This window comes from Nocardia salmonicida (assembly GCF_036142455.1).
GTDB lineage: Bacteria > Actinomycetota > Actinomycetes > Mycobacteriales > Mycobacteriaceae > Nocardia > Nocardia salmonicida.
Map to the genome: position 1 here is coordinate 6,866,333 of NZ_CP108014.1, position 18,413 is coordinate 6,884,745.

Below are 18,413 nucleotides of genomic sequence, written 5' to 3' on the forward strand. Positions count from 1 at the left end.
TATGGGTGTGCGGCCCGGCCGACAAGGTCAACGCACTGCCCTTGCACTGCCCACGTGAGTAACGCCACTGGGGCAGGCGAAGGATGCCCCGGCAAACTGGGCGCATCGACGCGGACCTGGGCCGGGAAAACCGCCGGACCGGTAACATCGCGCCGAACGGTATGGATCACTTACCGGGAAGAATTTTTCCGCGTGCGCTCGTCTCGTTCAGGGCCGTGCGCACCCGGCCGATGGTGGAGAGTTGATGCCGAGTTCGATCTCAGTGGATTCGCCCGCAGGTGGCGTCGCATCGCGCGACAGTGAACCCGCGGTGCTGGTGTCCGACGTGCGCAAGTCGTTCGGTGACGTGCACGCCCTGCAGGGCATCAGTTTCCAGGCCGAAAAGGCCAGTGTGCTGGGCATACTCGGACCCAACGGTGCGGGAAAGACCACCATGGTCAAGGTGTTGTCGACGCTGCTGCGCCCCGACTCCGGCACCGCCGTCGTCGCCGGGCACGACGTGCTCACCGACGCCGCGGGCGTGCGTCGCTCGATCATGATGACCGGTCAGTACGCCGCCCTCGACGAGAACCTGACCGGCCGGGAGAACCTCGAGCTGTTCGGTCGCCTGATGGGCCTGACCAAATCGGCCGCGCGCAAGCGCGCCGAGGTGCTGCTCGAAGAGTTCGACCTGGTCAGCGCGGGTAAGCGGGCCGTGCGCAACTACTCCGGCGGCATGCGCCGTCGCGTCGACATCGCCTGCGGACTGGTCGTGCGACCGGAGGTGGTGTTCCTCGACGAGCCCACCACCGGCCTCGACCCGCGCAGCAGGCAGGGCGTGTGGGACCTGGTCACCGCGCTCAAGAACCAGGGCATCACGGTGCTGCTCACCACGCAGTACCTCGAAGAGGCCGACGTCCTCAGCGACAACATCATCGTCATCGACAAGGGCACCGTCATCGCGGAAGGCACCGCCGACCAGCTCAAGGCCAAGACCGGCGGCAGCTACTGCGAGATCGTCCCGCTGGACCTGAGCCGCCTCCCGGCGACCGTGCGGGCCCTCGGTGACCTGGTGCCCGCTGTCGTCGCCGCCGATATCGACGGCGCCGACAAGCTGTCCATCCCCGCCCCCGACGGCGCCGCCACCCTGGCCGAGGCGCTGCGCAGGCTCGACAACGCGGGCATCGACCTCGCCGACATCGCGCTGCGCAGGCCCTCGCTCGACGACGTGTTCCTGTCGATCACCGGTCACTCGGGCGGCCACTAGTGAGCGTGTCCACCCCCGCGGCGAACACCTTGTTCGCCGAGCTACCCGCTGTGCACCCGAGCAGTTTCGCGCAGTGGCGCGCGCTGACCGGGCGCATCGTGCGCACCATGGCCACCAAGGGCGAGCTGATCGTCGCTGTGCTCACCCCGCTCGTGGTCACCGTGGCCTTCTACCTGCCGTTGCGGTACGTGATGAAGGTCCAGGGCATCGACTACGCGCAGTACGTGATGCCGATCGTCGTGCTGCAGACGATGGCCATGACGATGATGTCGAACGCGCAGCTCGCGGCGTTCGAAGCGCTCACCGGGTTGAGTACCCGACTCCAGACGATGCCGATCGGTTCGCTGGTTCCGCTGATGTCGCGGATCTGCGCGGGTCTGGTGCGGTCGATCGTCTCGCTGATCGCGACCGTCGCCTACGGCTATGTGATCGGCTTCCGGTTCACCGGCGGCTGGTTGCAGGCGCTCGCGTTCTGCGGATTCGCGCTGGCCGTCGGCGTGGTGCTCACGCTCGGCGCCGACGCGCTCGGCAGCCTCACCAAGAACCCCGAGGCGCTCAGCCAGGCCCTCACCCTGCCGATCCTGATCTTCGGCATGATGTCGACCGGATTCGTGCCGGAGGCCAGCTTCCCGGCGTGGGTGCGGCCGTTCGCGCGCAACCAGCCGATCTCCCAGTTCGCCCAGACCCTCAGCGATATGGCCGCGGGCCATCTGAGCTGGGCAGGCACGTGGGTGTCGCTGGCGTGGCTCGGCGGACTGGCTGTTTTCTTCCTCCCACTGGCTGTGTGGGCGAGTGTGAGGCGATCATGACAACAATCGAGAAGTCGTCGGTCGAGGAGGCCGCGGCCGACCTGCCGGTGGTGCATCCCAAGCCGGAGAGTTCGGTGTCGGTGTGGTTCACCCACAGCCTCATCCAGACCAAGCGGCTGCTGATGGTGTGGTTGCGTGACCCCTCGACGACCATCCAGACCATCGCCTACCCGGCGGTGACCCTGCTGATGTTCCGCATCGTGCTCGGTGACTCCATCACCGCGGCCACCGGCGCTCCCAGCATCTACGGCCAGGCCGCGCTGCTGACCCTGGTCGCGGCCATGACCGGCGCGGTGGTGAGTGCGCTCGGGTTCAAGCGGGAGAAGGCATCGGGACTGCTCAGCCGGTTCTACACGATGCCGCTGAACAAGGCTTCGCTGCTCACCGGTCGGCTGCTGGCCGAGATGCTGCGCATCCTGATCACCACGTTGATCGTGCTGCTCGTCGCGGTGCCGCTCGGCTTCCTGTTCATGGAGGACCCGCTCGCCAATATCGCGCTGGTCCTGGTTCCGGTGCTGTTCGGCATCGGGTTCGCGGTGATGGTGACCGCCCTGGCCACGATCACCGAGGGCGTCATGCTGATCAGCCTCATCGGCATTCTCAATACGCTGCTGATGTTCTTCAACACCGGCTTCGTTCCGGTCTTCGCCTACCCCACCTGGTTGCAGGACGTGGTCGCGAATCAGCCGATGAGCTGTGCGATCGATGCGATGAAGGGGCTGTCCTACGGTGGTCCGGTCGCTGAACCGCTGCTCAAGACCGTCGCCTGGACGGTGGGGATGGTCGTGGTCTTCGCCTACCCGGCGATCGTCGGCTACAAGAAGGCCGCCGAGTCGTCCTGAGACCGTCGCATGCTGATCGCCGCCACGAACGCTGTGGCGGCGATCAGTGCGTTATCGGCTGGGTGAGTCGGCGCCTGCGGGTGCGAAGGGGTAGTCCACCCAGCGGTCGCGGTTGGTCCAGCCGACGAGGTCGTAGCGCCACCGGAACGGCCAGGTGTGGGCGACGGTGTCGAACAGGGCGGCGCCGAGCGCGGAGTAGTCGTCGTGGGCCGAGAGCAGCGCGCGCTGGCGGCGGTCGGATTCGGTGAAGAAGGCGTCGAACATGGCGATGGACTGGTCGGTGGTGAGTCGACCCAGACCCCACAGGCCACGCATCCGCATCCAGTACACGGCCCTGGCCCGCCACGGCCAGAGGGCTTCGATCGGATTCTCGCCGCGCTGCACCGCGGCGACGGCGGTGTCCGCCAGCGCGAGTGAGTCGGCCACGCTGTAGCCGGTGCACGGGTGCATCATCCCGCCGCGCGAGCCGAACGGCACCGCCACCGCGGTGCCCTTCTTCGGCGGTGGCTGATCCAGGGGATAGTGGGCGGCCTCGTGCGGTTCGTCGCCGGTGAGGGTGATCCCGTGGGCCGCGAGCCTGGTGAGGGTGCGCTTGCGCAACTCGTGCTGCGGCATCCCACCGCGCAATCCCAGGCTGGTCTCCTCGAAGATCACCGTGCCGTCCCCGAGCGGCACCGCGTAGAGGAACGACGGCGGCTCGTCGGGGCCCGCACCGTTCTCCGGCCGCCAATCCAGCAGCAGCCCTTCGCCTTCCGCGACCATCGGCGCCGCGGTCTCGGCATCGACGAAGATTCCGTGGGCCGAGGCGGCCCTGCGCTTGCCCAACGTCGGCAGCCCCCGCGTATCGAACACCGCCCCCGCCGAGATCACCGTCCCGTCCGCCAGCTCCACCTCGTGGGCGTCCACCCGCCGCGCCCGATCCGCGAAGACGGTCGCGTCGTCCAAGGCCAACGCCGCGTGCAGCCCCGCTTTGGAGAGCACGCAATACGGCCGCTCGATCCGATGCTCGCCTTTGGTCCACACCGTGGGCGCCGCGATCCGCTGCGCGATCGCACTCGCGGGCAACCACGCCGGCAACTCGTCGATCCAGCAGGAGAAGGTCGGCGGGAACAACCGCTCCGGCCGCGGATCCACCGCGGCCACTCGCAACCCGGCCACCGCGGCTCGATGCGCCAACCCCCGCCCGGTCGGCCCCAGCCCGACCACGCAGATATCGAATTCCCGCACAACACTCACGTCCGCATTCAATCGGCCCCACCCGTCACCACGCAAGCACCAGTGACCCGGTCGTCACTCGCCCCGATGCTGCCCTAGTCCTCCAGGGCCAGGGCCTGGCGCATCGTCAGGCGAGCCTGGGTCTGCATCAGCGAGCGGCGGTAGATCTTCTCGGCGACGACGACGATCGCGTAGGTGGCGACCGCCATCAGGGCCAGGGCGATGAAGGGTTCCCACCAGGCGGCGGTGCCCTCGGCCAGGCGGGCGGGCATGGCGACGATGGACATGATCGGAATATAGGAGCCGATGACACGGGCCGTGCCGGTGAGGAAGATGCCCGCGAACAGCACGATCATGATGAGCAGCCCGAGCGGAGTCGAGGTGGACTGGAGGTCTTCGCTGCGAGTGGCGAGCGCGCCAGCGACGGCCCACAGGCTCGCCAGGGCGAGGAAGCCGACGAGGAAGAAGACGATGAACCAGCCCGCGGCCCCGGCGATCTGGCCCAGCTGAGCACCCTTGCCGGTCGCCGCCAACCCGACCAACCCCGCCCCGACGAACAGAGCCAACTGCGCGAACGCCAGTGCCGCGTTGCCGACGACCTTGCCGATCAGCAACTGCCGCAACGGCATCGCACTGGCCAGGATCTCCACGATCCGGTTCTGTTTCTCCTCGACCACACTCTGCGCGATGGACATGCCGAACAGCACCGACGCCAGATAGAAGAGGAACGCGAAGACGAACGAGACGATCTTGGCCAGGCCCGGGTCGATCGCGCCCTTCTCCAGCAGGTCGTATGTCACGGTCGCACCGCGGGCCAGCTCGTCGAGCGAGACGCCCGCGACAGCGGCATTACGCTGCAACGCGATCTGCTGTGCGGCGGCGGTGATGTAGGTGGTGGCGTTGTCGTCCTCGGCGGTCTTGCCGATCAGCTGCCATCCGCTGGGGTCGGCGGGTACAAGGCCCACGTCGACCTCGTCCTCACGGACCAACTGCTCGACCGCGGCCTGGTCGGCGACGGGTCGCGCGATGAAGCTCACGTCGGTCCCCGCGTTCGAGGCCAGGGTGTTCGCCGTCTCGAGTACGACCGAGGTGTCCGAACCGGTGATCGCCACGTCGATCTTGTCCGGCCTGCTGCTGAGGAACCCGGTGAGAACCAGCGACGCGAGGATCACCACCAGCGTCACCACAGTCGAGATGACGAAGTTGCGGTCACGCAGCTTCACCGCGATCTCCCTCGCGGCAACGATCCGCCACACGCCGTTCACGCTGTCACCTCCCGGTAGATTTCGGCGACCGTCGGCCTGGCCTCGGTGAACTCCCGCACCGACCCCCGCGACAGCGCCTCCTTCAACACCCCGTCGGTGCCGCCGCCGTCGATCTCGAACAACACACGCGGCCCGACACTCTCGACCACGCGAATCCCCGGATAGTCCCGCAACCACCCCGCATCACCCTCGAGCACCAGCCGATACCGTGAGCCACCGCTGGACCGCAGCTCGTCTACCGAGCCCTGCCCGACCACCCGGCCCGAGGCGAGCACCACCAGCTGATCGCACAGCTGCTCCACCAGATCCAGCTGATGCGAGGAGAACAGCACCGGCACACCCTGATCGGCGTACTCGCGCAGCAACTCCACCATCGAATCCACGGCTACGGGGTCGAGCCCGGAGAACGGTTCGTCCAGGATCAGCGCCGTCGGCTGCGCGATCACCGCCGCCGCGATCTGGACGCGCTGCTGATTGCCCAGCGACAACGATTCGAGCTTGTCCTTGCCGCGCGAGCCCAGATCGAACCGCTCCAACAGGGTTTCGGTGCGCGCCTTCGCCTCGTCGGCGGGCAGCCCACGCAAGCGGGCCAGGTATACGAGCTGGTCGAACACCGGCTGCTTGGGATAGAGCCCCCGCTCCTCGGGCATATATCCGAACGAGCGCCGATCCAGCTCGGTCACCGGCCTGCCTGCCCACCGGATCTCGCCGGACTGAACGGCCAACACGCCCATGATCATTCGCATCGTGGTGGTCTTGCCCGCCCCGTTGCCCCCGACGAACCCGGTCAGCGCGCCGGGCGGGACCGCGAACGACACATCGTCGACCGCGACGTTCTCCCCGAACCGGCGCGTCACATGGGCGACTTCCAACATCGGACTCCCCGTCTTTTGTGGCCTGAGCCACAACCGTACCGATGCAATGGTTCCCGCGCCGGGATCAGCGCGGTGAAACCCAGGTGGTGATGTCGGCGTGCACGACCTCGATGCCGTCCTTGTCGTAGATCGAGACGGGGACCGTGAGTTCCTGGCCCTTGGTGATCGCCGAGAAGTCGGGGATCACGTCGAGCTTCGCCACCGCGCGCAGGCCCGATTCCGCCTTGGCAAGGTACTGGACGTTCATCGATTTGGGGATCCAGCGATGGGTGGTGGGAACGGTGGCCTCGCTGAGCATGCCCATCGCCACCTCGGCGAGGTTGCAGGCCGCGATGGCGTGGAAGGTGCCGAGGTGGTTGTGGATGCCGAACCACTTCGGGGAGGTCACCTCGCAGACGCCGGGCTCGAGGCGAACCACCTGGGGGAGCACGGTGCCGAAGTAGGGGACCCGGGCGACCATGCCGAGCGAGAACAGCGCGTGTCCGATGCGGTTGTCGGGCAGCTTCTTCCAGCCGCGGAAGGTCGCGGTTTCCTGTGTCATGGCTGCTATCTTACTCAGAAGTAAGGTAGCGGGGAACCCTCCGGTGACCAGCGGGGGCGACGAGCCAGCTACCATTGCTCGGTACAGCCCAGCCGGCGGTGCGGTCCAGGTAGTAGCCCCTGTGGTGGCGTGATCGATACCTCATGACCCCCGATTTGAAGGACGTCGTCGGCATGGTGCATACTGTTCGGGTTGCCTTGCGCAGGATCCCCAACTCTTCGGAGCGGATGACCTGAGCAAGGGGAGCAGTAGTTTGTATCTCGCCGGTTCGCCGGTGTGGATACGTTCGGAACCACGCACTTCCGGCCCATGGTGAGTAACTGACCCGGGTCGGAGATTAAGAGTTAGGGCGACACGCCCGACCGCGTGGACCGGAGAACCATGACAGATGAACAGCGGCGAGGACTAGGTAGTGCCTTTTGGTGCGCCCTGGTTGCGGGTCTTTAGTGGGAAACCACGCTGAGGCGTCTTTCTGTGTTCGGGCTGTGCAAATTGAGGGTGGTGCGGGAGCAAGCTCCTGTGACCACGAAGGAAAGCGGAGAAAAGGACACTTAGCGTGGCGGGACAAAAGATCCGCATCAGGCTCAAGGCCTATGACCACGAGGCGATCGACGCGTCAGCGCGCAAGATCGTGGAAACGGTGACCCGCACCGGCGCCCGTGTGGTCGGGCCTGTGCCGTTGCCGACCGAGAAGAACATCTACTGCGTCATCCGTTCGCCGCACAAGTACAAGGACTCGCGCGAACACTTCGAGATGCGCACGCACAAACGCCTCATCGACATCCTCGACCCGACGCCGAAGACGGTTGACGCGCTGATGCGCATCGACCTGCCGGCCAGCGTCGACGTCAACATTCAGTGACGGGGACTCGAGACATGACTGACAACAAGAATCGGCCCCAGGCCGGAATCCTGGGCACCAAGCTCGGCATGACCCAGGTCTTCGACGAGAAGAACCGCGTCGTCCCGGTCACCGTCATCAAGGCGGGCCCGAACGTGGTCACCCAGATTCGTACCGTGGAGCGCGACGGCTATTCGGCCGTTCAGATCGCTTTCGGCGCCATCGACCCGCGCAAGGTGAACAAGCCGGTCTCCGGCCAGTTCGCCAAGGCCGGTGTCACCCCGCGCCGCCACGTCACCGAGATCCGCGTCGCGGATGCCTCCACCTTCGAGATCGGCCAGGAACTCTCGGCTGATGTCTTCGAAGAGGGCACCTACGTCGACGTGACCGGAATCAGCAAGGGCAAGGGCTTCGCCGGCACCATGAAGCGTCACGGCTTCAAGGGCCAGGGCGCCTCGCACGGTGCGCAGGCTGTGCACCGTCGCCCGGGTTCCATCGGTGGCTGTGCCACTCCCGGCCGCGTGTTCAAGGGCATGCGCATGTCGGGTCGTATGGGTAACGACCGCGTCACCACGCAGAACCTCTCGGTTCACAAGGTCGATGCCGAGAACGGTTTGCTCCTGGTCAAGGGTGCTATCCCCGGCCGCAAGGGCAACATCGTGATCGTCAAGAGCGCCGTGAAGGGTGGTGCGCACGCATGACCAGCCTCGACAAGAAGGCCAACCTGACGCTGACCGTTAAGGCCGCAGGCGGCAAGACCGAAGGCACCGTCGAACTCCCCTCGGAGATCTTCGACGTGACCGCCAACGTCGCGCTGATGCACCAGGTCGTTATCGCTCAGCTGGCCGCTGCTCGCCAGGGCACCCACTCCACGAAGACTCGTGGCGAGGTCCGTGGTGGCGGCAAGAAGCCGTACCGCCAGAAGGGCACCGGCCGCGCCCGTCAGGGCTCGACCCGTGCGCCGCAGTTCGCCGGCGGTGGCACCGTCCACGGCCCGCAGCCGCGTGACTACAGCCAGCGGACCCCCAAGAAGATGAAGGCCGCCGCCCTGCGCGGTGCCCTCTCCGATCGGGCCCGCAACGAGCGCATCCACGTGATCACCGAACTGGTCTCGGGTCAGAACCCGTCGACCAAGATTGCCAAGGACTTCCTGGCCGAGCTCTCGGGCCGCAAGAAGTTCCTGGTCGTCGTCGGCCGCGAGGACGTCGCCGCGTGGAAGAGCGTGGCGAACCTGCAGAACGTGCTGCCGATCGCCCCGGATCAGCTCAACACCTACGACGTGCTCAACAGCGACGACGTGGTGTTCAGCGTCGAGGCCCTGAACGCTTTCGTTCACGGTCCCGCCGAGGCGGCCCAGGAGGAGAGCAAGTGAGCACCATCGCCGACCCCCGCGACATCCTGCTCGCACCGGTCATCTCGGAGAAGTCCTACGGGCTGATCGAGGAAGGCACCTACACCTTCCTGGTGCACCCGGATTCGAACAAGACGCAGATCAAGATCGCCGTCGAGAAGGTTTTCGGCGTCACGGTCACCAGCGTCAATACCGCCAACCGTCAGGGCAAGCGCAAGCGGACCAAATTCGGTTACGGAAAGCGCAAGGACACCAAGCGCGCACTCGTGACCCTCTCGGCCGATAGCAAGCCCATCGAGATCTTCGGAGGACCGGTCGCGTAAGCGCCTGGGACTCCAGAAAGCGAGAAGAACTCATGGCAATCCGTAAGTACAAGCCGACAACGCCGGGCCGTCGTGGCTCCAGCGTCTCGGACTTCGCCGAGATCACCCGGTCGACGCCGGAGAAGTCGCTGCTGCGCCCGCTCACCAAGTCCGGTGGTCGTAACGCGCACGGTCGCATCACCACTCGTCACCGCGGTGGCGGTCACAAGCGTGCCTACCGTCTGATCGACTTCCGTCGACTGGACAAGGACGGCATCCCGGCCAAGGTCGCTCACATCGAGTACGACCCCAACCGCACCGCCAACATCGCACTGCTGCACTTTGCCGACGGCGAGAAGCGCTACATCATCGCGCCGAAGGGCATCAAGCAGGGCAGCCCGATCGAGTCCGGCCCCACGGCCGACATCAAGCCGGGTAACAACCTGCCGCTGCGCAACATCCCGACCGGTACCACGATTCACAACGTGGAGCTGCGTCCGGGCGGCGGCGCCAAGATGGCTCGTTCCGCTGGAATGAGCATTCAGCTGCTGGGCAAGGAAGGGCCGTACGCGACCCTTCGTATGCCTTCGGGTGAAATCCGCCGTGTCGACGTGCGCTGCCGCGCCACCGTCGGCGAGGTCGGCAACGCCGAGCAGTCGAACATCAACTGGGGCAAGGCCGGCCGTATGCGCTGGAAGGGCCGTCGTCCCACCGTCCGTGGTGTCGTCATGAACCCGGTCGACCACCCGCATGGTGGTGGTGAGGGTAAGACCTCCGGTGGTCGCCACCCGGTCTCCCCGTGGGGTCAGCCTGAAGGCCGTACCCGCAAGCCCAACCGCCCGAGCGACAAGCTCATCGTTCGCCGTCGTAAGACCGGCAAGAAGCGCTAAGGAGGAGGTAAGAAATGCCACGCAGCCTCAAGAAGGGCCCGTTCGTCGACGACCACCTCCTCGCGAAGGTGGACGTGCAGAACGAAAAGGGCACGAAGCAGGTCATCAAGACCTGGTCGCGTCGCTCGACCATCATCCCCGATTTCATCGGACACACTTTCGCCGTCCACGACGGTCGCAAGCACGTCCCGGTGTTCATCTCGGACAACATGGTCGGCCACAAGCTCGGTGAGTTCGCGCCGACCAGGACGTTCAAGAGCCACGTCAAGGACGACCGGAAGAGCAAGCGGCGATGACTGAAACCAATACCGAAACGGTTCAGAACCCGACTGCACGCGCTACCGCCAAGCACGTTCGGGTCACCCCGATGAAGGCCCGTCGCGTCGTGGACCTGGTCCGCGGCAAGCGAGTCGAGGACGCGCTGGCCATTCTGCGGTTCGCACCGCAGGCTGCCAGCGAGCCCGTGGCCAAGGTCGTGGCTTCGGCCGCGGCGAACGCCGAGAACAACCTCGGCCTCAACCCGGCCACCCTGGTCATCTCGACTGCTTTTGTCGACGAGGGCGCCACCATGAAGCGTTTCCAGCCGCGGGCCCAGGGCCGCGCGTTCCGGATTCGCAAGCGCACCAGCCACATCACCATCGAGGTCGAGAGCGTGCCCACCACCGGCGCTGACACTCGTAGCCGCCGGAAGGGAGGGGCAAAGTAAATGGGACAGAAAATTAACCCCCATGGCTTCCGCCTCGGTATCACCACCGACTGGAAGTCACGTTGGTACGCGGACAAGCAGTACGCGGAATACGTGAAGGAAGACGTTCAGATCCGCAAGCTCCTCGCCACAGGCATGGAGCGGGCAGGCATCTCGAAGGTCGAGATCGAGCGCACCCGTGATCGCGTCCGTGTGGATATCTTCACCGCGCGTCCCGGCATCGTGATCGGTCGTCGTGGAGCGGAAGCCGACCGCATCCGCTCCGAGCTGGAGAAGCTCACCAAGAAGCAGGTTCAGCTGAACATCCTCGAGGTCAAGAACCCCGAATCGGATGCGCAGCTGGTTGCTCAGGGTGTTGCCGAGCAGCTGTCCAACCGTGTGGCGTTCCGTCGTGCGATGCGTAAGGCCATTCAGTCGGCCATGCGTTCGCCGAACGTCAAGGGCATCCGCGTGCAGTGCTCGGGCCGCCTCGGTGGCGCCGAAATGTCGCGCTCGGAGTTCTACCGTGAAGGTCGCGTTCCGCTGCACACGCTGCGTGCGGACATCGACTACGGCCTCTACGAGGCCAAGACCACCTTCGGTCGCATCGGCGTCAAGGTCTGGATCTACAAGGGCGACATCGTCGGTGGTCGTCGTGAAGTGACCGCCGCCGCCGCCGCTCCGGATCGCCAGCGTCGCGAGCGTCCGAGCCGTCCTCGTCGGTCCGGCGCCACTGGCACCACCGCGACCAGCACCGAGGTCGGGCGCGCCGCCACTGCAGTGGCGGAGGCTCCGGCAGAGAACAAGGAGGGCTGACGCATGCTGATGCCCCGTAGGGTCAAGCACCGCAAGCAGCACCACCCCGGTCGCTCCGGCATGGCCAAGGGCGGCACGGCGGTGGCCTTCGGTGAGTACGGCATCCAGGCTCTCGAGCCCGCCTACGTCACCAACCGTCAGATCGAGTCGGCACGTATTGCGATGACCCGCCACATCAAGCGTGGCGGCAAGATCTGGATCAACATCTACCCCGACCGTCCGCTCACGAAGAAGCCGGCCGAAACCCGCATGGGTTCCGGTAAGGGTTCGCCGGAGTGGTGGGTCGCGAACGTGAAGCCCGGTCGGGTCATGTTCGAGATGTCTTACCCCAACGAGGAGACCGCTCGTGAGGCCCTGCGCCGCGCGATGCACAAGCTCCCGATGAAATGCAGGATCGTGACCAGGGAGGAGCAGTTCTGATGGCTACCGAAACACCGGCCGCAGAGCTCCGCGAGCTCAACGAAGAGGAGCTCGTCGCCCGCCTGCGTGAGTCGAAGGAAGAGCTGTTCAATCTGCGCTTCCAGATGGCAACGGGTCAGCTCGACAACAACCGTCGTCTGCGCGTCGTCCGCCACGAGATCGCGCGCATCTACACGGTCATGCGTGAGCGCGAGCTCGGCCTGGCCACGGCACCCGCTGGCAAGGGAGATGCGGCATGAGCGAGAACACCGAAGAGCGCAACAGCCGCAAGGTACGCAGCGGCTATGTTGTCTCCGACAAGATGAACAAGACGATCGTCGTCGAGCTGGAAGACCGTCACCGGCACAAGCTCTACGGCAAGATCATTCGCACCACCTCCAAGGTGAAGGCGCATGACGAGAACGAGATCGCCCACGTCGGCGACCACGTTCAGCTGATGGAGACCCGTCCGCTGTCGGCCACCAAGCGCTGGCGTCTGGTCGAGGTCCTGGAGAAGGCCAAGTAAGGTCCCTCCTCGATCCATCGAGATCGTTTCTTCGAAGGCCCGTTTCCCCGATGGGGAAGCGGGCCTTCGTCGTTGGACGACCCGGTTGTCGTCGCATCGCAAAAGGCCCGCTCCCGATGTTCGGGGGGCGGGCCTTCGCTGTGTCGGCTGGGTCAGCCGGTGAAGGCGTAGGGCTGGCGGATCTTGTGGGCGAATTCGACGATGTTGGTGACGGTGCTGCTCGGGACGCCGACTTCACTGCCGATGCTGCGCGCCGACCAGGACTGGTCGGTGAGCTCGAGGATCTCCTCGATCTGGTCGAGGGTCAGGCGCAGGGGGCTGCGGTGGGCGATGCGGCGGGCAAGGGCGCGGACCTCGGTGTCTTCGTCGAAGTCGACATCGTCCGGGGCGAGGAGGTCTTCGTCGTCGTCGAGGTCCGTATCGACCTGATCGACCGGCTCGGCCGGGACGGTGTCGGCGGCGAATACGACCGGCTCGGGGGATGCAACGGGAGCGGGTTCTGTGGGCTCGGGCGCTGTCTGCTCGGAGGTCTGCGTGGGCGCTGCCGGTGCACCCGGCGAGGGTTCCGGTTGCAAGACCAGTTGCTCGGCAGGTTCGGCGGTGAGGGTCAGCTGCTCCGGCTCTACGGCGGAGGGCTGTGGATCATTGTGCACCGCTACCGGATCGGTGATCGGTGGAGTGTCGCCATCAGGGTCACGGGCGACGGTGCCGGCGTGCATCGTCGCCTCGGGAACCGGATCGGTACCGGTGGCGTCGCCCGCGGTGGCATGGGCGACGGTGGTGACCGGTATTCGGCGCAAGGTGGGGGCGGCGCCGTTGGTCCGGGTCGAGTGCTCGGCGCCGTTGCGGCGGTGGTCGGCCGCGGCCTTGTGGATCAGCTCGAGGGTGCCGGGGGCGTTCGGCTTGTCGCCGGAGGGGCGACGCAGGCTATGCGGGTAGGTGCGCTCGGCGGCCGTTGCCGCGATGGTTTCGGCTTCGGCGACGACAGGTTCAGGGCTCGGTGCCGGAGTATCGCCGACCACCGGCTCCGGGACTACCGGCAAGACAGGTGATTCGACCGCCTCGCGATCCGCTTCGACCGCCTCGCGATCCGCGGTGATCGTCTGCTCGGACGACGCGACGGTTTCGCGATCCGCTTCGGCTGCGACGGAATCGTTGTCGGGCATCGCGCGGGGCCGGGTGTCGTATGCCTCGGCGGCAGCCGGAGCGGTCGAGCCGACAACGGCGAGGTCGGACAGCGGCGATCGGGGCTCGGGCGCAACGCCGTTCATCACGGTGTGCGCGAGTGCTTGCCTGTCACCACCCAGCGAGGTCGCCTTCTGCGGAAACGCCGTCGCGGCGATCCGTTCGGCATGGGCATACCCGGCGTCCCCGGGCAATTCGACGGAGGCGCTCTCGATCAACATCGCGTACCGAGCCGAGACCCACGCGTGCAGCCAGATCACCACACCCACCATTACCGGAGCGATGGCGAATTCGGCTGCGCGACCGAAGGATCCGGCGGCCAGGTGGGGACCCGCGTTCAAGGCGATGGTGGTGCCGAGCAGGGCTAGTTCGAATACGATCACCTTGCCGCGTTCCAGCTCACGTCCCCAGCGGGCAGCGGTGGTCGCGGTGACCATGATGACGATGATCGGGATCGAGATCATGGCCTCGATGCCATAGCTGAGCCAGTACAACGGGTCGCTCATGTCGCCGCTCGGCACGAGATTGCGTTGCACATTGACCCCGGCCCAGACCATGCCGAGAACGACGACCGCGATCAACGCACGCGATGACCATTCCGACCGCCGGTACAGCTGGGCCAGGCGCGCGTCGGCGCTCGACACCCGTCGTCGTGCGGCCAGCGCCTTGCGATGCCAGCGCGCGTCGGCCTCGTCGGTGCGGCGGATGAGGGCGCTGGTGCGGCGGTCGCGTTGTTCGGTGGCGAGTTCGTCACCAACGGCGCGTCGACGTTGTTTGCGTCGTTGTGTGCGAATCCATTCGGCCAACTCGCGCTCGGCGCGGATCTCGTCGTCGGAGAGCGCGTCGTAGAGAGCGGTGTCGTGTTGCAGGGGGAGCTTGTCGCGAGCCGTCGCGACCTGCTGGGCGAGCGCTGTGATCTCGGTGTTCGGCGCGGTGGCGGCATTCTCGCTCAACCGATCGTCGGACATATCGCGCCTTCCGCCACTCGAACATATGGACTATCGAACATATGTGTGATTGCCAGAGAGCGTAAACGCCGACCGTGCCCCGGTCAACGACAACGAGTCGATTCCGTCGAATCCCCGGTAGCGACACGCCGGGATTCAGGAATCACTATCGCCGCGGAGCAGCCTTTTCTCGTAGGCGGATCGGTTCGACGATCCGGCCACCGCCACAACCTGATTCGGCACGGTCCGCCGCAAGACGATGTCGCGCAACCACTGTGGCAGCACGCCGACGAGGCCGACCACCGGTCCGAGATGCGCGGGCAATGTCACCTCGAATCGCGGCCGCTCGACGGCATCGAGAACGGCTCCGGCGACATCACTCGGCTGGAGTAATTGTGCCGCGCCCGTTGCGGTTCCGGCTGCCAACTCGGTGTCGACCACGCCCGGCATGATCGCCGTCAGTTGCACGCCGCTGCCGCGTAATTCCTCACGAACCGCGGTCAGATAACCGAGGACCCCGTGTTTGGTCGCGGCGTACGTCGCTTCACCGGCGGGGGAGACCTTGGACGCGAGAGACGCGATGGTGACGATGTGCCCACGCCCGCGTGTCCGCATCGTGGGTGCCGCCAGTCGCACCCCGCGGATCACCCCGTGCAGATTCACCGCGAGCATCCGGTCCGTCGCACTGTCGGGTTCGGTATCGAACGGCCCGACCCACATCACCCCGGCATTGTTGACGAGCACATCGACCGGCCCGAGTATCGCCTCGGTGACGGCGAGGAAATCGTGAAACGACCGCTCATCGGTCACATCGAGTTCGCATCCGTGCACCGTTCCCGGCAGCCCGGCCGCGGCCTCGCGCGCCGCGTTTCCCGACAGATCGCCGAGGCACACCCGAGCTCCCGCGACCGCGAACTGCCGCGCGATCTCCAGCCCGATCCCGGCGGCACCGCCGGTCACCGCGACGACCCTTCCGGTGTGCGTACGTGTCATGGCGAAAATGCCCTCTCGGTGGAAACCGCTATATCTGGCATGCTGTCATGCCAGAAATCGGTCGCCAGTATTCCACGCAGTCACGACGCGGCGATAGCCTCGGCGGCAAACCTCTGGACACTCGACCATCAGGCGTCCGCGGCGTTCGACCTTTGCACAACAACTCCCGCTGAGAGTGTGGTGATCGACTTCCCGGCGTGAGTTCAGCGCAGGGCGGTGTGCCAGACGACGGCGGCGGCGAGCGCGCCCGCGCCGTTGAGCGACCAGTGCAGGGCGATGGGCGCGAGGAGGCTACCGCTGCGGCGGCGCAGCCAGGTGAACACGACGCCCGCGGCTGCGGTGGCAGCGACGGCCAGCGCTATGCCGACCAGTTGTCCGAGCAGGCCGCCACCGACGATGCTGGACAGTCCCTTGTTGCCGGAGGTGAGGCCGAACGAGGACGCGATATGCCAGAGTCCGAACATCAGCGAGCCTGCCGCGAAGAGCCCGCGGACGCCGAGGACCCGATCGAGCGTGCCGTGGAGTACGCCGCGGAACGCGAGCTCTTCGGGGATCACCGTCTGCAACGGGATGACGATCATCGACGCGATGAGGGCGCCGGAAATCGTCGCGTATCGATCGGCGAGGAAGAACGGCCTGGTGAGCGGTAGTAGAGCGCCGATCGCGACCGCGGTCAACACGATCCCGACCGCGCCGAGGGCGTACACCGTCCCGCGCTTCCAGTGCCGCGGTGACAGTCCGAGTTCAGCCCAGCCCAGCCCTCGCTTGCGCATCAGCGCCAACAGCGCGAACGCCGCGACGGGCACGGTGACGATATTTGCCCAGGCCGTCGTGAAGTGCGCGATCAGATTGGTACCGGCCAGCACGACGACAACCACGGCGATGTCGATGTAGGCATGCAGCTTCGGCCGGGAATCGGCGATGGCGGGTACGGGCACCCGACCGAGTGTACGGAAATATCACGAAAGGAAAACGGTCCGGTGAATGCGGGACAACGCGCCGACTCCGGCCTCGAGCGGCCCGGAGTGCGCCCATCAAGATCGTCGGGATTCGCCGCGCTGTGAGCTATTCGACAGCCGATCCGGACCATCCGGCCGGATCGGTCCATGCCCGCAGCGTGCGCTGGGTCTCGAACCGCCGTGGCACACCGCTGACCGGATCCGTGAATTCGAGCGAAGCCGCCAGCAATTGCAACGGCCGTGTGTAATCGTCGACCGGTTTATCGGTGATCACCGGATAGAAATCGTCGCCGAGAATCGGCACGCCGAGCCCGTTCATATGGATCCGCAGCTGATGGGTTCGCCCGGTGTGCGGGCGAAGACGGTAGCGCCCGAGCCCGTCGCGGTGCTCGACCAACTCCACCTCGGTCTCGGCATTGGGTTCGCCGTCCACTTCATAGGCGGCGAGCACCTGCTTCTCCTTGATGATCCGGCTGCGCACGGTCCGCGGCAGTTCGAGCGCGGGATCGTAGGGGGCGATGGCCTCGTACTCCTTGCGCACGGTCTTGCGGTGGAACATCGTCTGATAGGCCCCGCGTCGCGCCGGATTCACCACGAACAGCAGCAGACCCGCGGTGACCCGGTCCAGTCGGTGCGCGGGGATCAGGTCGGGGAGTTCGAGGTCGTTGCGCAACCGCACCAGCGCGGTCTGCAGGATGTGCTGGCCGCGCGGGATCGTCGCCAGGAAATGCGGCTTGTCGATCACGAGGATGTCGTCGTCGCGGTGCACGATCCCGATGTCGAACGGCACCTCGGTCTCGACGGGCAGATCGCGGTGGAACCACACGGCGCCGCCCGGCACGAACGGCGCGTCCGGTGCCAGCGGACCTTCCAGATCCACGATCTCACCCGCCACCAGCATCGCGTCGATCCTGGCCGGATCCACCCGCGGCAACCGCTCGACGAGGTGGTCGCGCACGGTCGCCCACTGCCCGTCCTCCGGGAGCCGGAGTCGAGCGGGATCGAGGCCGTGCCGTTTCGGCAGCGGCGGCTGCTGCCTACGTCGCATGAAGCAAGTGTGGTCTGTCCGGTGAACGCGCTCCGCCGTGGGGTTCAGGCGGTGCGCGTCGCGATTCCCGGATACTCCACGACCAGGCCCGACTCGTCGTAGTCCAGGGTGGCCTCGAAGTCGAAGTCGGGAGCGCTATAGGCGTAGCGCTGACCGGCCCCGTCGGCGATGCGGCGATAGTGCTGCGGTAGCCGGGCCGCGGTGAGGTCGGCGGCCCGGAGATAGACCGCGGGCGCGTCGGCCGCGTCACCGACCACGAGCCCGAGGCGATGCACCGGTAAGGCGTTCGTGAACGCCGACGCCTCGAGATCGATATCGAGGCACCCGTCGAACTCGGGCACGAGCGTGCCGTCGACCTGCCAGCGCCCCAACCCGTCGGACTGCACATGCACCGACCGCCTGCCCTCGGGATAGCGCCCGACGATCTGTGCCGACCTGGTATTCCAGCCCCCGTCGAGCCGCAGCCGATAATCGATCGCCCAGACGATCCCGTCCTCGACCGCCGTCGCACACCCCTCGACGAGAAGTCCGCGCGCATCGTCGCGGAAATATGCCACTTCGAATCCGGTGCGCGCGTCACGATGCAACCAGGCGGCCGAAGGCGGCAGGGGAGTGAACATGGCCAACGCATTCCCTGAATTCCGCCGCCCAATCGCTGGCCCCGCCCGACGAGCGATC

Annotated in this window: 23 protein-coding genes; 14 read left to right on the plus strand and 9 right to left on the minus strand. The window is 66.4% G+C overall.

Translation table 11 applies throughout. From position 1 onward, the window contains the following. Positions 1 to 244: 244 nt before the first annotated feature. The 3 genes from OHS03_RS32090 to OHS03_RS32100 are packed head-to-tail and all read left to right on the plus strand — an operon-like array spanning position 245 to position 2,897. A complete protein-coding gene (locus tag OHS03_RS32090) occupies positions 245 to 1,246 on the plus strand; it encodes a daunorubicin/doxorubicin resistance ABC transporter ATP-binding protein DrrA (protein ID WP_056818502.1) in 1,002 nt (333 codons plus the stop codon). After that, positions 1,246 to 2,055 carry an ABC transporter permease gene (locus OHS03_RS32095; protein WP_062982471.1) on the plus strand — a complete coding sequence of 270 codons (810 nt, stop codon included), beginning with the start codon at positions 1,246 to 1,248 and terminating at the stop codon, positions 2,053 to 2,055. Before OHS03_RS32090 ends, OHS03_RS32095 begins: the two co-directional genes overlap by 1 nt. Continuing rightward, positions 2,052 to 2,897 (plus strand): ABC transporter permease, encoded by an 846-nt coding sequence (locus OHS03_RS32100; protein WP_056819265.1) that lies wholly within the window; start codon positions 2,052 to 2,054, stop codon positions 2,895 to 2,897. The genes OHS03_RS32095 and OHS03_RS32100 overlap by 4 nt, the downstream gene beginning before the upstream one ends. 51 nt (positions 2,898 to 2,948) lie before the next feature. On the opposite strand, the gene OHS03_RS32105 is transcribed toward OHS03_RS32100, so the two are convergent. The 4 genes from OHS03_RS32105 to OHS03_RS32120 form a co-directional block, all read right to left on the minus strand. Then, the gene (locus tag OHS03_RS32105) at positions 2,949 to 4,133 is read right to left on the minus strand and encodes a lycopene cyclase family protein (protein WP_328659188.1); all 1,185 of its coding nucleotides are present in this window, start codon (positions 4,131 to 4,133) and stop codon (positions 2,949 to 2,951) included. A 74-nt stretch (positions 4,134 to 4,207) separates the two neighbouring features. Further along, positions 4,208 to 5,377 (minus strand): ABC transporter permease, encoded by a 1,170-nt coding sequence (locus OHS03_RS32110; protein ID WP_328659190.1) that lies wholly within the window; start codon positions 5,375 to 5,377, stop codon positions 4,208 to 4,210. Next, complete coding sequence (locus OHS03_RS32115; RefSeq protein WP_328659192.1) at positions 5,374 to 6,252, minus strand: ABC transporter ATP-binding protein; 879 nt, start codon at positions 6,250 to 6,252, stop codon at positions 5,374 to 5,376. Before OHS03_RS32115 ends, OHS03_RS32110 begins: the two co-directional genes overlap by 4 nt. Positions 6,253 to 6,316: 64 nt before the next feature. After that, on the minus strand, positions 6,317 to 6,793 hold the full coding sequence (locus OHS03_RS32120; protein WP_194825856.1) for a hotdog fold domain-containing protein: 477 nt from the start codon (positions 6,791 to 6,793) through the stop codon (positions 6,317 to 6,319). 556 nt (positions 6,794 to 7,349) lie between these two features. Here OHS03_RS32120 and rpsJ point away from each other — a divergent pair. The 11 genes from rpsJ to rpsQ are packed head-to-tail and all read left to right on the plus strand — an operon-like array spanning position 7,350 to position 12,603. Next, positions 7,350 to 7,655: a 30S ribosomal protein S10 gene (gene rpsJ / locus OHS03_RS32125; protein WP_040804197.1), complete on the plus strand. Its 306-nt coding sequence runs from the start codon at positions 7,350 to 7,352 to the stop codon at positions 7,653 to 7,655. Between the two features lie 14 nt (positions 7,656 to 7,669). Further along, positions 7,670 to 8,335 carry a 50S ribosomal protein L3 gene (gene rplC, locus OHS03_RS32130; RefSeq protein ID WP_056818490.1) on the plus strand — a complete coding sequence of 222 codons (666 nt, stop codon included), beginning with the start codon at positions 7,670 to 7,672 and terminating at the stop codon, positions 8,333 to 8,335. Further along, entirely contained in the window at positions 8,332 to 9,006 is a 675-nt protein-coding gene (rplD, locus tag OHS03_RS32135; RefSeq protein WP_056818488.1) for a 50S ribosomal protein L4, read from the plus strand. The genes rplC and rplD overlap by 4 nt, the downstream gene beginning before the upstream one ends. Beyond that, the gene (gene rplW / locus OHS03_RS32140; RefSeq protein ID WP_056818486.1) at positions 9,003 to 9,308 is read left to right on the plus strand and encodes a 50S ribosomal protein L23; all 306 of its coding nucleotides are present in this window, start codon (positions 9,003 to 9,005) and stop codon (positions 9,306 to 9,308) included. Before rplD ends, rplW begins: the two co-directional genes overlap by 4 nt. 32 nt (positions 9,309 to 9,340) lie before the next feature. Then, positions 9,341 to 10,177: a 50S ribosomal protein L2 gene (rplB, locus tag OHS03_RS32145; RefSeq protein ID WP_056818484.1), complete on the plus strand. Its 837-nt coding sequence runs from the start codon at positions 9,341 to 9,343 to the stop codon at positions 10,175 to 10,177. A gap of 14 nt (positions 10,178 to 10,191) precedes the next feature. Further along, complete coding sequence (gene rpsS / locus OHS03_RS32150) at positions 10,192 to 10,473, plus strand: 30S ribosomal protein S19 (RefSeq protein ID WP_056818481.1); 282 nt, start codon at positions 10,192 to 10,194, stop codon at positions 10,471 to 10,473. Continuing rightward, positions 10,470 to 10,883 (plus strand): 50S ribosomal protein L22, encoded by a 414-nt coding sequence (rplV, locus tag OHS03_RS32155; RefSeq protein ID WP_062982460.1) that lies wholly within the window; start codon positions 10,470 to 10,472, stop codon positions 10,881 to 10,883. Before rpsS ends, rplV begins: the two co-directional genes overlap by 4 nt. Then, positions 10,884 to 11,678, plus strand: a complete 795-nt coding sequence (gene rpsC, locus OHS03_RS32160) for a 30S ribosomal protein S3 (RefSeq protein WP_062982459.1) — start codon at positions 10,884 to 10,886, stop codon at positions 11,676 to 11,678. Positions 11,679 to 11,681: 3 nt separating this feature from the next. Next, a complete protein-coding gene (gene rplP, locus OHS03_RS32165) occupies positions 11,682 to 12,098 on the plus strand; it encodes a 50S ribosomal protein L16 (protein ID WP_056818475.1) in 417 nt (138 codons plus the stop codon). Then, entirely contained in the window at positions 12,098 to 12,337 is a 240-nt protein-coding gene (gene rpmC, locus OHS03_RS32170; protein ID WP_056818473.1) for a 50S ribosomal protein L29, read from the plus strand. The genes rplP and rpmC overlap by 1 nt, the downstream gene beginning before the upstream one ends. Continuing rightward, the gene (gene rpsQ / locus OHS03_RS32175) at positions 12,334 to 12,603 is read left to right on the plus strand and encodes a 30S ribosomal protein S17 (RefSeq protein WP_056818470.1); all 270 of its coding nucleotides are present in this window, start codon (positions 12,334 to 12,336) and stop codon (positions 12,601 to 12,603) included. The genes rpmC and rpsQ overlap by 4 nt, the downstream gene beginning before the upstream one ends. Before the next feature lie 152 nt (positions 12,604 to 12,755). On the opposite strand, the gene OHS03_RS32180 is transcribed toward rpsQ, so the two are convergent. The 5 genes from OHS03_RS32180 to OHS03_RS32200 all read right to left on the minus strand — a co-directional run bounded on the left by OHS03_RS32180 (position 12,756) and on the right by OHS03_RS32200 (position 18,355). Continuing rightward, on the minus strand, positions 12,756 to 14,756 hold the full coding sequence (locus tag OHS03_RS32180; protein WP_328659194.1) for a helix-turn-helix domain-containing protein: 2,001 nt from the start codon (positions 14,754 to 14,756) through the stop codon (positions 12,756 to 12,758). A 135-nt stretch (positions 14,757 to 14,891) separates the two neighbouring features. Further along, positions 14,892 to 15,728: an SDR family oxidoreductase gene (locus OHS03_RS32185; protein ID WP_328659195.1), complete on the minus strand. Its 837-nt coding sequence runs from the start codon at positions 15,726 to 15,728 to the stop codon at positions 14,892 to 14,894. A gap of 203 nt (positions 15,729 to 15,931) precedes the next feature. Further along, positions 15,932 to 16,666 (minus strand): CPBP family intramembrane glutamic endopeptidase, encoded by a 735-nt coding sequence (locus OHS03_RS32190; protein ID WP_063004755.1) that lies wholly within the window; start codon positions 16,664 to 16,666, stop codon positions 15,932 to 15,934. Between the two features lie 127 nt (positions 16,667 to 16,793). After that, the gene (locus tag OHS03_RS32195) at positions 16,794 to 17,735 is read right to left on the minus strand and encodes an RluA family pseudouridine synthase (RefSeq protein WP_328659197.1); all 942 of its coding nucleotides are present in this window, start codon (positions 17,733 to 17,735) and stop codon (positions 16,794 to 16,796) included. Between the two features lie 44 nt (positions 17,736 to 17,779). After that, entirely contained in the window at positions 17,780 to 18,355 is a 576-nt protein-coding gene (locus tag OHS03_RS32200) for a putative glycolipid-binding domain-containing protein (protein WP_328659199.1), read from the minus strand. Positions 18,356 to 18,413: the final 58 nt, after the last annotated feature.

Coding starts and splice junctions, on each gene's coding strand:
- OHS03_RS32090 (WP_056818502.1), top strand. CDS start 245: ATGCCGAGTTCGATCTCAGTGGATTCGCCCGCAGGTGGCGTCGCATCG.
- OHS03_RS32100 (WP_056819265.1), top strand. CDS start 2,052: ATGACAACAATCGAGAAGTCGTCGGTCGAGGAGGCCGCGGCCGACCTG.
- OHS03_RS32115 (WP_328659192.1), bottom strand. CDS start 6,252: ATGTTGGAAGTCGCCCATGTGACGCGCCGGTTCGGGGAGAACGTCGCG.
- OHS03_RS32120 (WP_194825856.1), bottom strand. CDS start 6,793: ATGACACAGGAAACCGCGACCTTCCGCGGCTGGAAGAAGCTGCCCGAC.
- rplC (WP_056818490.1), top strand. CDS start 7,670: ATGACTGACAACAAGAATCGGCCCCAGGCCGGAATCCTGGGCACCAAG.
- rplD (WP_056818488.1), top strand. CDS start 8,332: ATGACCAGCCTCGACAAGAAGGCCAACCTGACGCTGACCGTTAAGGCC.
- rplB (WP_056818484.1), top strand. CDS start 9,341: ATGGCAATCCGTAAGTACAAGCCGACAACGCCGGGCCGTCGTGGCTCC.
- rpsS (WP_056818481.1), top strand. CDS start 10,192: ATGCCACGCAGCCTCAAGAAGGGCCCGTTCGTCGACGACCACCTCCTC.
- rplV (WP_062982460.1), top strand. CDS start 10,470: ATGACTGAAACCAATACCGAAACGGTTCAGAACCCGACTGCACGCGCT.
- rpsC (WP_062982459.1), top strand. CDS start 10,884: ATGGGACAGAAAATTAACCCCCATGGCTTCCGCCTCGGTATCACCACC.
- rplP (WP_056818475.1), top strand. CDS start 11,682: ATGCTGATGCCCCGTAGGGTCAAGCACCGCAAGCAGCACCACCCCGGT.
- rpmC (WP_056818473.1), top strand. CDS start 12,098: ATGGCTACCGAAACACCGGCCGCAGAGCTCCGCGAGCTCAACGAAGAG.
- rpsQ (WP_056818470.1), top strand. CDS start 12,334: ATGAGCGAGAACACCGAAGAGCGCAACAGCCGCAAGGTACGCAGCGGC.
- OHS03_RS32180 (WP_328659194.1), bottom strand. CDS start 14,756: ATGTCCGACGATCGGTTGAGCGAGAATGCCGCCACCGCGCCGAACACC.
- OHS03_RS32185 (WP_328659195.1), bottom strand. CDS start 15,728: ATGACACGTACGCACACCGGAAGGGTCGTCGCGGTGACCGGCGGTGCC.
- OHS03_RS32195 (WP_328659197.1), bottom strand. CDS start 17,735: ATGCGACGTAGGCAGCAGCCGCCGCTGCCGAAACGGCACGGCCTCGAT.
- OHS03_RS32200 (WP_328659199.1), bottom strand. CDS start 18,355: ATGTTCACTCCCCTGCCGCCTTCGGCCGCCTGGTTGCATCGTGACGCG.